The sequence below is a fragment of the Mannheimia massilioguelmaensis genome (genome assembly GCF_000940515.1).
GTDB classification, from domain to species: Bacteria; Pseudomonadota; Gammaproteobacteria; order Enterobacterales; family Pasteurellaceae; genus Basfia; species Basfia bettyae.
The window spans coordinates 12,174-25,297 of the sequence record NZ_CDQL01000002.1 but is presented as its reverse complement, the minus strand read 5'-3'; the positions used below and the strand labels follow the sequence as shown (position 1 = coordinate 25,297).

13 protein-coding genes and 1 CRISPR repeat array are annotated in these 13,124 nt (G+C 36.6%); of the genes, 4 read left to right on the top strand and 9 right to left on the bottom strand.

Annotated features, from left to right (window positions below):
* Positions 1 to 6 precede the first annotated feature (6 nt).
* The 5 genes from BN1226_RS00130 to hybO are packed head-to-tail and all read right to left on the bottom strand — an operon-like array spanning position 7 to position 5,587.
* A complete protein-coding gene (locus tag BN1226_RS00130; protein WP_044469497.1) occupies positions 7 to 486 on the bottom strand; it encodes a HyaD/HybD family hydrogenase maturation endopeptidase in 480 nt (159 codons plus the stop codon).
* A complete protein-coding gene (gene hybC / locus BN1226_RS00125; RefSeq protein ID WP_044469496.1) occupies positions 486 to 2,195 on the bottom strand; it encodes a hydrogenase 2 large subunit in 1,710 nt (569 codons plus the stop codon). Before hybC ends, BN1226_RS00130 begins: the two co-directional genes overlap by 1 nt.
* Entirely contained in the window at positions 2,192 to 3,430 is a 1,239-nt protein-coding gene (gene hybB, locus BN1226_RS00120; protein WP_005760829.1) for a Ni/Fe-hydrogenase cytochrome b subunit, read from the bottom strand. The genes hybC and hybB overlap by 4 nt, the downstream gene beginning before the upstream one ends.
* Positions 3,423 to 4,412 carry a hydrogenase 2 operon protein HybA gene (gene hybA / locus BN1226_RS00115; RefSeq protein WP_044469495.1) on the bottom strand — a complete coding sequence of 330 codons (990 nt, stop codon included), beginning with the start codon at positions 4,410 to 4,412 and terminating at the stop codon, positions 3,423 to 3,425. Before hybA ends, hybB begins: the two co-directional genes overlap by 8 nt.
* 2 nt (positions 4,413 to 4,414) lie before the next feature.
* Positions 4,415 to 5,587 carry a hydrogenase 2 small subunit gene (gene hybO / locus BN1226_RS00110; protein WP_044469494.1) on the bottom strand — a complete coding sequence of 391 codons (1,173 nt, stop codon included), beginning with the start codon at positions 5,585 to 5,587 and terminating at the stop codon, positions 4,415 to 4,417.
* Between the two features lie 263 nt (positions 5,588 to 5,850).
* On the opposite strand from hybO, the gene trmA reads away from it, so the two are divergent.
* Entirely contained in the window at positions 5,851 to 6,945 is a 1,095-nt protein-coding gene (trmA, locus tag BN1226_RS00105) for a tRNA (uridine(54)-C5)-methyltransferase TrmA (RefSeq protein ID WP_044469493.1), read from the top strand.
* Positions 6,942 to 7,700, top strand: a complete 759-nt coding sequence (locus tag BN1226_RS00100) for a class I SAM-dependent methyltransferase (RefSeq protein WP_044469492.1) — start codon at positions 6,942 to 6,944, stop codon at positions 7,698 to 7,700. Before trmA ends, BN1226_RS00100 begins: the two co-directional genes overlap by 4 nt.
* Positions 7,701 to 7,786: 86 nt before the next feature.
* Here BN1226_RS00100 and BN1226_RS00095 read toward each other — a convergent pair whose 3' ends face one another.
* Positions 7,787 to 8,344, bottom strand: a complete 558-nt coding sequence (locus tag BN1226_RS00095) for an RBBP9/YdeN family alpha/beta hydrolase (protein WP_044469491.1) — start codon at positions 8,342 to 8,344, stop codon at positions 7,787 to 7,789.
* 284 nt (positions 8,345 to 8,628) lie between these two features.
* On the opposite strand from BN1226_RS00095, the gene BN1226_RS00090 reads away from it, so the two are divergent.
* Together BN1226_RS00090 and BN1226_RS10935 are read left to right on the top strand one after the other, a co-directional pair.
* The gene (locus tag BN1226_RS00090; RefSeq protein ID WP_044469490.1) at positions 8,629 to 10,131 is read left to right on the top strand and encodes a sodium-dependent transporter; all 1,503 of its coding nucleotides are present in this window, start codon (positions 8,629 to 8,631) and stop codon (positions 10,129 to 10,131) included.
* On the top strand, positions 10,106 to 10,225 hold the full coding sequence (locus BN1226_RS10935; protein ID WP_156149876.1) for a methionine/alanine import family NSS transporter small subunit: 120 nt from the start codon (positions 10,106 to 10,108) through the stop codon (positions 10,223 to 10,225). The genes BN1226_RS00090 and BN1226_RS10935 overlap by 26 nt, the downstream gene beginning before the upstream one ends.
* 174 nt (positions 10,226 to 10,399) lie before the next feature.
* Positions 10,400 to 11,152: a CRISPR direct-repeat array (repeat unit 37 nt; unit sequence GTCTTAATCCCTTTTTATCAGGGCTGTGTCTTTCGAC).
* Between the two features lie 214 nt (positions 11,153 to 11,366).
* Here the strand turns inward: BN1226_RS10935 and cas2 (BN1226_RS00080) are convergent.
* The 3 genes from cas2 (BN1226_RS00080) to cas2 (BN1226_RS00070) are packed head-to-tail and all read right to left on the bottom strand — an operon-like array spanning position 11,367 to position 13,027.
* Positions 11,367 to 11,657 (bottom strand): CRISPR-associated endonuclease Cas2, encoded by a 291-nt coding sequence (cas2, locus tag BN1226_RS00080; protein ID WP_044469488.1) that lies wholly within the window; start codon positions 11,655 to 11,657, stop codon positions 11,367 to 11,369.
* A gap of 9 nt (positions 11,658 to 11,666) precedes the next feature.
* Positions 11,667 to 12,734, bottom strand: a complete 1,068-nt coding sequence (cas1, locus tag BN1226_RS00075; protein ID WP_044469487.1) for a CRISPR-associated endonuclease Cas1 — start codon at positions 12,732 to 12,734, stop codon at positions 11,667 to 11,669.
* A gap of 8 nt (positions 12,735 to 12,742) precedes the next feature.
* Positions 12,743 to 13,027, bottom strand: coding sequence for a CRISPR-associated endonuclease Cas2 (gene cas2 / locus BN1226_RS00070; RefSeq protein WP_044469486.1), 285 nt, complete (start codon positions 13,025 to 13,027; stop codon positions 12,743 to 12,745).
* Positions 13,028 to 13,124: the final 97 nt, after the last annotated feature.

Below are 13,124 nucleotides of genomic sequence, written 5' to 3'. Positions count from 1 at the left end.
AATGTCCTAGTTTAGATCCGGTGAAGGTAATCCAAACGCTTTTAATTGTTCAGATAAGCAATTTAAAACTTCAGGAATCGCATTTTGAATGGTTGTTGTCAAACCAATATGCGGTTCTAATGATTCAGGTTGAATACCAATTAAGCAAAGATTTTTTGGATATTCATCTGTAAGCCATAAAGCAGATAAAACGTCACTAATTCCCAATTGATGTGGTGATATTTTATGCGAGAACATTTTAGGAACTTGTTCATCTTTTAAAATAATTACTTCACCTGGCAGTTTACCTGCCAACACGGCATCAATAATAATTAGATAATCTCGATTGGCTAAACTATCCATTAATTCCATACCACAAGTACCACCATCAACAATATCAAAGTGCGGTATAAAATTAGGATTTTTTTCGAGTTGCTGTACTACTCGTACACCAACTCCCTCATCAGAGAGTAGGATATTACCGATACCTAAAATTAAAGGCTTCATTATAGAACCTTCACTTGCGTTGTTTCGCCAGTTTCCGTATTAACCACATGTACCGCACAAGACATACAAGGATCAAAGGAGTGAATATGACGAACAATTTCTAATGGTTTTGTTGGATCTGCAACTTTAGTACCAATAACAGATAATTCATAAGGGCCCATTTCATCATTTTGGTTACGAGGGCCAGCAAGCCATGTTGAAGGTACAACCGCTTGATAATTATCAATTTTACCATCTTTAATCACAACCCAATGAGATAACATACCACGAGGTACTTCACCAAAACCCACGCCAGTAAATGTGCCTTTTTCAGGAATATTGGCTTTTAAGTAAGCAATTGTATCGCCCTTGCCAATATTATCTATGAGTAATTGCCATTGTTGAACTAGAATTTCATTTAAGGCTGCACAATGTACTGTACGTCCAATAATACGACCTAAGGTTGAGTGTAAGTCATTAATTTCTAGAGTTCGACCAGCAAGTTTGTCGTAAATTGCTTTTAATTCATTAAAGTGTTTGGTTGTTGTTTCATTTTTTGCGGCTAAGTTTGTTAATAAACAAGCAAGAGGCCCTACTTCAACAACTTTGTCATAGAATGAAGGCGCTTTTACCCAAGAATATTTCGCATTTTCATCCCAACCTGTATATTTAGGGCGAGTTAATCCAGCCCATGGTGCTAATGCTTTATCATCCTCATACCATGAATGTTTGCCACTTTCTTTAATTCCTTGTACCACAAAGTTATCTTTTTGTGTGGTAATTGGGCGGAACGTGTTCATATCAAAGTTTTCAATATAACCACCCGTTAAGGCAAATTTATCATTATTACCATCTAATGGATATTCTGGTGCAGCTAGATAATTACCAGAAGTTTTACCTATAGTTAGCCATTCAGGATAGAATGCAGCAAAAACAGCCGCATCGACTTTATAAACTTGATTAATAAAGTCGCCTAAACGATCAATACATGCTTTCACATATAATAAACGTTCTTGGTTTAATACTGCTGGAGAATCTAAGTTAATTGGGTTAGCTACACCACCAATCGCTAAATTTTGAATATGTGGTGATTTACTTCCTAGTAATGCAACTACTCGATTTGCATCTCGTTGGCATTCTAATGCTTGTAGATAATGAGCTACAGCAATTAAATTAACTTCTGGTGGTAATTTCATTGCTGGATGACCAAAGTAACCATTAGCAAAAATACCTAATTGTCCACTATCAGCTAATTTTTTAATTTTTACTTGTACATTGCGGAATTCATTTTCACTGTTTAATGACCAGGTTGAAATACCTTTTAACATATCAGAGGCTTTTTTAGGATCCGCTTTTAATGCCGCCGTAATATCTACCCAGTCCATAGCGGATAATTGATAGAAATGCACGATATGGTCATGAATACTGTGTGCAGATAGAATCATATTACGGATGTATTGAGCATTTGCAGGTACTTTGGCTCCAACGGCATCTTCTACTGCTCGCACACTTAAAATTGCATGTACAGTGGTGCATACCCCACAAATTCGTTGCATAATCATCCATGCATCACGTGGATCGGCACCTTTCACGATGTTTTCCATACCTCGCCACATGGTCCCTGTTGACCAAGCATTGGTAACTACACCATTTTCAATGTCACAATCAATACGTAAGTGACCTTCAATACGTGTAATTGGGTCAATTGTGATACGTTTTTTATCTGTCATGCTTTTTCTCCGCTAATTGTTTTTTGTGCTAAGTTTTCACTTAGCGCTGCTTTTTCAGCAATAATTTTTTCTGAGGTTTCGTGTTTGGCTTCTTTCAATACAGGAAGTACTGGGAATAAGCGAACAATTAAAATATAGGCACACACTTCAATAGAAACAAAACCGATAGATATTAATAATTCTTCAGCTGATGGGAAATATTTATAACCATTGCCTGGATTGTACATAATCATAGAATAGTCAAGACGCCATAATGCTGCACCTAATAACATACTCAACGCTGAAATAAATAACCAGCGACCATCTGAAAGACGCTCTCCTAAGAATAAAGTGAGTAATGGTAGGGTCATTAACCATACTTCAGCCCAAAACATCCATGCTTCAAATTTAAATAAACCTAACACATAGTGCAGTTTATGATGATAAATTAACTCACCAAAACGAATGACTAAGAATAAGGCAATAAGAATAGCAGCAACACGAGTAAGTCGGCTAAATAAATGACGTTCATCAGGGGCTTGATGCGCAAGGCTTGCTTTTACTAGAGAACCTTCAAAAATAACAATTGAGAACCCCATAATAAATGCCGTGAGTAATGAAAAAATAGGTAAACATTCATAACTTTGCCACGCAGGATGAACTTTGTGACCAGCAGCAATCATTAATGAACCCATTGATGACTGGTGCATCATTGGTAATAAAGCACCTAGAGCAATCACAAAGAACATGATTTTATCTAGTTTTTTGAAAAGCTTTTTAAAACCAAAGAAACCTAGCCAAACAGGAGCAAACTCTAGAGTAACTACACAGATATAAATAGTCATACATACTGCGGTTTCAAACAACACAGAATTAGTATTAAATTGACCAGGCAAGTAGAAATAAGGTAAATGCCAATAACGCCCCATATCAATGGTAATAGATAATCCACCTAGGCTATAACCGAATAAACTGGCGAGTAAGGCAGGGCGTACTAAACCATGATATTGACCTTTATTAAAGATATATACCGCCCAAGCTAAAGCCCAACCACCACAAGCAAATCCAGTACCGACTAATAAGTCAAAGGCAATCCATAATCCCCAAGGATATCCACCATTTAAAGAGGTTACAGAACCGATACCAAGAAATAAACGTTTTACAATTAACGCTAAACAAATGATAGCGAGAGGTGTAAAGAATAAAATGGAAGCAGAAATTAATTTACCTCCAACTGGACGAGCAGCATTACTCATGATGTTCCTCCTCGTGATGAGTTTCAGCACCTTTACCATGCATATTACGGTAAGTCATAAATGTTAATCCTGCTAAACCAACAAGAGGAAGTACCATGCCTCGATATAAAGTATGTTGTAGATGTGCAGCTCGACTACCTGTTGCAATATCATCTAATGCAGGTAGTCCAAGATTTTCAAATGGCACACCACTTAATACTAATACTTGTGTACCACCACCTTCTTTTTCACCATAAATATGTTGTTCATATACAGGAACTTTGGCTAAATATTTATCTTTACTATTAATATGTTGACGAGGGAATTTATATTCTGCCCCCTGTGTTAAGCTTAAACGGTGTTTAGCTTCAGCCATTAGTTCTTCTCTAGTACCAAAAATAATGGCACCTGTTGGGCAAACATCGCAACAACCAGGAAGTTGTTTATGATTAATACGTTCCACACCTTTTTGATTACATAATTCGCATTTACTAATTTCACCAAATGGATTGTTATAATCATATTTAGGCACATCAAATGGACAACCTACCATACAATAACGGCATCCTGTGCAAATATCGGGATCGTATCCAACAATGCCTGTTTTAGGATCTTTTGTTAATGCTTGAACGGGGCAAACGCTCACACAATTGGGATCAACACAATGCATACATTGTTTTTTAATATAGGCATAACCATTTTGTGTTTGATCTTTATTTAAACCATCGCCTTCTGACCATACTTGAATAATATTACGAGTAAAAGGCGTTAATTTATCATTATTAGACCATGTTTGATCACCTTTGGGGTTGGTCATTTTACTATTAATATGTTGGCATTCTGCTACACAAGCTTGACAACCTACGCATAATGTTGAGTCGTATAACATACCCAATGCACCAGGAATAGGATCCCGATTTTTTACTTCAGCTTGAGCAGAGTTAGAAGCCATCGCAGCGACACTTCCTAACATGCTTGCTTTTATAAAATCACGTCTATCCATGCTTAATCACCTAAATATTCTTTTTTAGCGGCTTCTTTACGAGCTTTTTCTGCTTCTAAATATTCTTTACGTTGTGCAGAAAGTTCTTTTAAGGTCACTACGGCAACTCCAGCTAATACCGCTGCTGCACCACCAATTAAGGCAATAGCTGTCATAGAAGCGGTTTCGCCCTCTTGATTACCTACATCAGGTTTTTGTACACGTGGTGTTGGATTTTCAACATTGGCAAGTTGGAAAATACCTTTGGTAAATCCAACGCCTTTTTCATTACATCCATAGCAAGGATGACCAATACCAACAGGCCAGTTATTACCACCGACATCGCAGAAATCTAAGCTCGAACAGTTACCATAAGTTTCAGGGCCTTTACAACCTAAGTGATATAAACACCAACCATGACGATGACCATAGTCGCCATATTCTTTAGCAAAACGACCTGCATCAAAGTGCGGTCTACGATAGCAGTTTTCATGAATTAAACGGTCATAAGCAAATAATGGACGGTTTAATTTATCCATCGCTGGTAATTTTTTGTAGGTTAAGATATAAGCAACCGTAGCTAAGAAATTATGTGGATTTGGAGGACAACCAGGAATATTAATAACAGGCATACCTGGTAAAACTTCTGATAAACTTTTGGCTCCTGTTGGGTTACCACCAGTGGATGGCACACCACCCCATGAAGAACAAGAACCAATAGCAATGATAGCCGCGGCATTTTTGGACGCTTCTTGAATATGTTCGACAATAGGTTTGCCCGCCACCATACAATAAACACCGCCATCTTTAACGGGGATTGAACCATCAACAACTAAAACATATTTACCTTTATATTTTTCCATTGCATGGTGTTTATTTTCTTCTGCTTGTTCACCAAATGCAGCAGATAAAGCTTCGTGGTATTCTAAGGAAATCATATCTAAAACGAGATTCTCAAGAGTAGGGTGAGTAGCTCGTAGTAAAGATTCTGTACAACCTGTACATTCTTGTGCACCAATCCATATCACAGGTGGTCGTTGAGGATTAGTGAGTGCGTGAGTCATTTCTTCCGCACTAGCTTTGGAGCTTAACCCCATGGTAGCAGCTAGCGCAGTACATAATTTCATAAAATCACGGCGTGAAACGTCAGCCATAGAATCGTTTAAAGCTGAAAGTAATCCGTCAGTTCGTTGCATGTTGATCTCCAATCACATATTTTTTGTATGGTCAAGTTTGAGAATAATACTCTTATGTAAAAAAAAAAACTTGAGCATTATCAAAAAAACAACAAATTTTTTACAAAAAATGTTCACATATCACATTTTTTATGATAATAATTATCATTTATAACAATAATATTTCAAAATCACTTAATACTTATCTTGTATTCCTTTCCCCATCTGTTGCATTCCTGTGATAAAATCTAAAACAATTCACAAAAACCTTTGATATATTTGATATGCAGTTACCGATAGAACAATACTCAACGCTTTTAACTCAAAAACAACAAAAACTAACCGCACTTTTAGCGCCATTTAATGCACCAGTATTAGATGTATTTGATTCGCCTACGCAAAACTATCGTATGCGAGCAGAGTTTCGAGTATGGCATGATAAAGGCGAGTTGTATCACATCATGTTTGATCAACAAAGCAAACAACGTTATCGAGTAGATCGTTTTGCTACCGCAAGTGTTCTCATTAACCGAATGATGGAAACATTAATTCCGCTGATTAAAGAGCAAGATATTCTGAGTAAAAAATTGTTCCAAATTGATTACCTTAGTACCTTAAGCAACCAAATTATTGTCAGTTTGCTTTATCACAAAACGTTAACGGAAGAATGGCAAGTCGCAGCACAAGCCTTGAAAGTGCGGTTAGAAAATGAAAAATTTAATGTGCAAATTATTGGCAGAGCGACTAAACAAAAAATCTGCTTAGATCAGGATTATGTAGATGAAATTCTCCCTGTGAATGGTCGAAATTATGTGTATCGTCAAATTGAAAATAGCTTTACGCAACCAAATGCTGTAGTCAATTGCAAAATGTTGCAATGGGCTATTGAATGTACCAAAAACAGTACGGGTGATTTATTAGAATTGTATTGTGGTAATGGTAATTTTTCTATCGCTTTAGCCCAAAACTTCCGTAAAGTATTAGCTACTGAAATTGCTAAACCTTCTGTGGCAGCGGCACAATTTAATATTGTGGAAAATGGTATTGATAATTTACAAATTATTCGTATGTCTGCTGAAGAATTTACTCAAGCCATGAATGGTATACGTGCCTTTAACCGTTTGAAAGGGATTGATCTCAAGGCTTATCAATGTAATACCATTTTTGTTGATCCACCTAGAGCAGGGCTAGATTCTGATACGCTAAAATTGGTACAAAATTACGATCGGATTTTGTATATTTCCTGTAATCCGCATACCCTGTGTGATAATTTACAGCAACTAACTCACACCCACCGTATTGAAAAAGCGGCTTTATTTGATCAATTCCCTTACACTGATCATATGGAAAGTGGAGTCTGGTTGGTACGTAAATCATGAAAATTCAACTAATTTGTGAAACAGAAATTTCCGAAAATTTTACCGCACTTTGTGTTGCTCAAGGTTTAGAACATGATCCTCAAAATACTCTTGCTTTGGTGCAAACGGAACAAAATGGAGAAGTGCGGTTAGAATTGCGAAAATTAAATGAGCCTAAACTCGGAGCCGTTTATGTGGATTTTGTGACAGGCACAATGGCACATCGCCGTAAATTTGGTGGTGGGCGCGGTGAAGCCATCGCCAAAGCAGTAGGTATTAAAGGTGATGAATTACCTACAGTGATTGATGCTACGGCTGGTTTAGGGCGTGATGCTTTTGTACTCGCTGCTATTGGTTGCAAAGTAAAATTAGTAGAACGCCATCCAGTGGTATCATTATTATTACAAGATGGTTTACGACGTGCTTATGCGGATCCTGATATTGGTGAAATGATGCAACAGAATATGCAATTATTATCCGTTCATCATATTAGTGAACTTAATCCAGAGGTTGATTTTGCTGATGTTGTTTATCTTGACCCGATGTATCCCCATAAACAAAAATCTGCTTTAGTGAAAAAAGAAATGCGTGTATTTCAACATTTAGTAGGTGCAGATTTAGATTCTGATGAATTGCTCATACCTGCCTTAAAATTGGCGAAAAAAAGGGTGGTAGTAAAACGCCCTGATTATGCGGAATTTCTTGCCCAACGCCAACCTCAATTTAGTCGAGAAACTAAAAATCATCGATTTGATATTTACTCCACGAATATCTAATAAACAGGAGGGGCTATCCTCCAATTTAATTATATTCCATAAAAGAATTCACCTGAGGTGAATAAATCCAGTTGATAAAGTGCGGTCTAAATTTCAAAAATTTTTAATGTTTGTTCCAATAAGAAAGGAAATTCTGTAAAGCCCTGACGAGCTAAAAAATGTCCTGATTTTTCTAAAGTAATATATTGAGCTTGTAATTTTTTTGCTAATTCTTCTGAATAATGACAATTTACTATTTCATCATCCAAAGAGGCGATAACAAGGCGACTAGGAATATTGCAGATGAGCTTAGCATAATTAATCGGTTCTGAAGTAAAGGCATTTAGCTCAGGTAAGTTTGTTAAATGACGATCAAATCCCGCAACAAGAATAACCCCTTTGATTGGGGTATTTTTTTGTTGTAAATAACCTAATGTAGCAATACATCCAAGGCTGTGCGCAATAAAGACAGTATTTTCATCTAATTGATGAATATGTTTTTGATGATAGCTTAACCATGCTGCTGGTTCAGGCTTAGATGAATTTGGCATATTGAAAATATCAACATTGATTTGATGGGGAATTAATTGGTTTTTTAACCATTGGAACCAATGTGATTGAGAGGTTGCTGTATAACCATGAGTAATATAAAGCTGTTTATGCATAATGGTTTTCCTATTTTTAGAATTATTTTATAAATTAATTTAATTTTTTCTAGTGTAATTTATATTTAGTATTTTATATGGGGAATAATTAGCTATTTAGATACAAAGATTATCAATATTATATTTTTGGTTTAAATAGCTAAATTTAATTAAATTTTTAGTTTAAAAAACTACAAAAATCACTAAAAATGCACAAAATGAAAACAAAAACACTATTGACTAGCTTTCTTTTTAGGCTATATTCCTATTTACTGGTTTAATTAATTTTTAAAAGGATTGTCATAATGACAAAGTCAAATTCTACTCGAGAAACTTTTTCAGGCCGTAGAGCCTTTATTATTGCTGCCATAGGATCAGCTGTAGGACTCGGAAATATCTGGCGTTTTCCATACACCACTTATGAAAATGGTGGTGGTGCATTTATTATTCCTTATCTAATAGCATTATTGACGGCTGGGATACCTTTATTATTTTTAGATTATGCAATAGGTCATCGTCATCGTGGTGGCGCACCACTTTCCTATCGCCGTTTTAGCCAACATTTTGAAGCGTTTGGTTGGTGGCAAGTTATGGTGAACGTCATTATTGGTCTTTATTATGCAGTCGTATTAGGTTGGGCTGCCACTTATACTTACTTCTCATTTACCACTGCATGGGGCGCTAAACCAATAGATTTTTTTGTTGGTGAGTTTCTTAAAATGGGAGATATTACACAAGGCGTAAGTTTTGAATTTGTTGGCATGGTTGTCGGCCCATTAATTGTTGTATGGTTAGTTGCATTAGCGGTACTTGCTTTAGGGGTACAAAAAGGGATTGCAAAATCTTCAGCTATTTTAATGCCAGTTTTAGTAATAATGTTCTTCGTTTTAGTGATTTCATCCTTATTTTTACCAGGTGCAGCAAAAGGATTAGACGCATTATTCACACCTGATTGGTCAAAACTTGCAGATCCAAGTGTATGGATTGCTGCTTATGGACAAATATTCTTCTCTTTATCTATTTGTTTCGGCATTATGATCACCTATGCTTCTTATCTAAAGAAAGATTCTGATTTAACTGGTGCAGGATTAGTGGTTGGTTTTGCTAATAGTAGCTTCGAAGTATTAGCGGGAATTGGAGTCTTTGCTGCCCTTGGATTTATGGCAACAGCATCAGGACAGGAAGTGAGCGAAGTAGCAAAAGGTGGTATTGGTTTAGCGTTCTTTGCGTTCCCAACGATTATTAACGAAGCACCATTTGGTGAAGTATTAGGCGTATTATTTTTTGGTTCCTTAACCTTCGCCGCCTTGACATCATTTATTTCTGTCATTGAAGTTATTATTTCAGCCGTACAGGATAAACTTCGCATTCGCCGTGCAAAAGTGACTTTTATTGTTGGAATTCCGATGATGATTTTGTCTGTATTATTGTTTGGTACAACAACTGGTTTACCAATGCTAGATGTAATGGATAAATTTGTTAACTACTTCGGTATTGTCGCTGTCGCTTTTGTATCATTAATTGCGATTGTTGCAAATGAAAAATTGGGCGTTTTAGGAAATCACCTAAATGAAACTTCATCATTTAAAGTTGGCTTTATTTGGCGCTTATGTATTGTTATTACAACAGGTATTTTGGCATTTATGCTATTCAGTGAAGGCGCAAAAGTTTTCACAGAAGGATACGAAGGCTACCCAAATTGGTTTGTTAATACCTTTGGTTGGGGAATGTCAATTTTATTGGTGATTGTTGCTGTATTACTTTCACGTTTAAAATGGAAAAATGAAATTCAAATTTCGGAGGAATAAAATGAGTACTACTGCAATTATTATGATGATTGTTGCCTTAGTTGTTATTTGGGGTGGGTTTATCCTCTCCGTAATAAGACTACCAAAAGAATAAAATTTTTAATATTTACACCGCACTTTAATGTGCCTCCATAAACTCCGGGCGGTTTATCAACTTACTTAAAGATTGAGCTCTGTATTATACAGGGCTCAAATTTTTTAAACTTGGCTTGATTCGTTCTTCATTGTAATAATGAATATGTTTACAGCCACCCATCAACAGATATCATTCTTAATCCCTTTTTATCAGGGCTGTGTCTTTCGACCGCAAAAACAAGTGGCAAATGCGATTGGGAAATCCGTCTTAATCCCTTTTTATCAGGGCTGTGTCTTTCGACTGGGCAAGCGGAGAATAATATGCTTGATAATTATGTCTTAATCCCTTTTTATCAGGGCTGTGTCTTTCGACTGGGCAAGCGGAGAATAATATGCTTGATAATTATGTCTTAATCCCTTTTTATCAGGGCTGTGTCTTTCGACGAAAGGGTTAGTTTAAAGTTTTGAAATACCCATAGTGTCTTAATCCCTTTTTATCAGGGCTGTGTCTTTCGACGCACACTTCTAGATACAATTATTTTTTCTTGGGAGTCTTAATCCCTTTTTATCAGGGCTGTGTCTTTCGACATAAATACGAAAAAGCAATGTTAGGCTACGACAGGTCTTAATCCCTTTTTATCAGGGCTGTGTCTTTCGACCAATTAGAAACTTAACAAAGTCTGCTATTAAGTCAGTCTTAATCCCTTTTTATCAGGGCTGTGTCTTTCGACAGAAAAAGGAAACAAATTATGAACACTATCATTAGTCTTAATCCCTTTTTATCAGGGCTGTGTCTTTCGACTTTAACAGGGTGTTGTAATGTACCTTCATGTAAAGCGTCTTAATCCCTTTTTATCAGGGCTGTGTCTTTCGACAGAATTATCAATTAACCTTGACGTTGTTTATGTTGTCTTAATCCCTTTTTATCAGGGCTGTGTCTTTCGACCGCGGAGGTTTATATTTTCTTTTTCTTTCAATAAGCTAAATATAGCGTTCCCAAAATATTCAACAAACAGAATAGTTGGGTATTGATTTGGCGAAATTTTCATCAAAATCATTATTCCTAACAATCAAAAAACTAAGTTTATTTTAGCAAAATTGAGCATTTAAAACGACCAATTTTTGCAAAAAATCTCTAAAGCCTGACTAATTTGTGTAAGTTAGTGAATTTGAGTATTAAATGGTAATGCTGTCCAAATAATCCCTTCAGGCAGAATCGCTTTACCGAGTTGCCACTGTTTTGCCCCGGTGGGTAGAGGATATACTCGCAAATCATCTTCTTTTTTATTGAAAATGGTGAGTACATCATTTAGGCAAGCTTTTAATTTCTCAACATTCCCTTCATACAAAAAAATACTATATTGAATTGGTGTGGAAAATTTCACCATACGTTTATGAATTTTTTGTAATCGTTTCGGGTTTGCAATGTCGTAACCAATTAAGTATTGCATAAATTTTACCTAAAAGTTAAACACTATTTCACTCATCATTGTGCGTTGGTTGAAATAGAAATTTTCCAGCCATTGCTGCCAATGAGGTTCAGATTGCGGAGCCATTTCATTCGGCAAATTCGCACGGCGTTGCGGTGTGTTCATCTCATTCATTTTGAATACTTTAACTAAGTCGTAGCAATTTTCGGTTAACATTTTTCGCCAGTTAGCCACTTGTTTTTCATAGGCTTGATAAAAATTTATTCTCCCTGTTTTACCAAGCAAACAGCCTTCTTGTGTGGTGGAAAAATACTCGGTTCGCAAGGTTTCATCACGGAAAAGCCCTAGTAGCCAGTTATCTACAAGTGGTCGGATTGGCTCAATTAAATCACAGGCTAATGATTCACGTCCGAAATCAAGTGAATGATAAAAACCGATATAAGGTTCCAGCCCAGCTCCATAAGCCGCAAGTACAGCTTCACTATGTAGCAAAGTATAGGTTAAGGAGAGTACTGCATTAAACGGATCTCGTGGTGGGCGACGATTTCTACCATCAAATTTTAAGGCGGGTGGTAAGTATTGGCTTAGTGCAGTGAAATAAACACTTGCTGCTCTGCCTTCAATACCTCGTAGTGAGGGAAGTGAGGTTTGTTCATTGATTTTTCCTATTAAATTGTCCAATTCTTCGGCTTTTGGCACAAGCAGGCATTTTTTATCTAAGCGGGCATTGGAAGCTTGCCACAACCAATTTTTCTGAGTAACTAATTTAAGTGTCACCAATTTTTTAGCAAAGGCTAAACAAAAGGTTTCATTTTGAGCGAGTTCATATTGGGCGATACGGCGTTCGGCATCGTTATGTGGCTGCGACATCAATAGTGTCGGTGTATTTTTTCTGCCAGAAAGGCAGATAATACCAATGCCTTTTTCCCCTAATTTAGCGAGTAGTGAGGCTTGTAGTGTAATGTCTCCTTTTAAATAAATGCGGTCAATAGGGGCAAGCGGAATTGTGCCAATGCGTTCATCGTTTTCATAACAAACTAAGGTTTCGCCACTGAGTTTAATGCTTGTGCCTTTGCGGTCAATATATAAACTAGACATAATACCTCCTAAACTAACATAAAAGGTTGGGTGGATTGCAACATTGCTTTGCCAAATAATAATGGTTCTGTGTTGTCAAACAGTTGGAAAATAAATAGTCTGTCTTCCTCGTTTTCCATTATTTCACTAATTTCATTTCTCAAGTGGCTTAATTCGTGAGTGGTAAGCCAACATTCATAAAAAGATTTTTGCCCACCAATGGCATAAGCTTCCACTTTTTTATGTACTCGATAAAGGCGTTTGTGATCGGCAATATCATAGGCGACAAGATAGCGGGTGCGAGCGGTGTCCATTTTTTCTCCTTAACCTTAAAGTTGTGAGATTGCATCCACGCAATATTAAAATTCAGAGTTATCGTCATTAACATAATCCCACATTGGAAATGGTGGC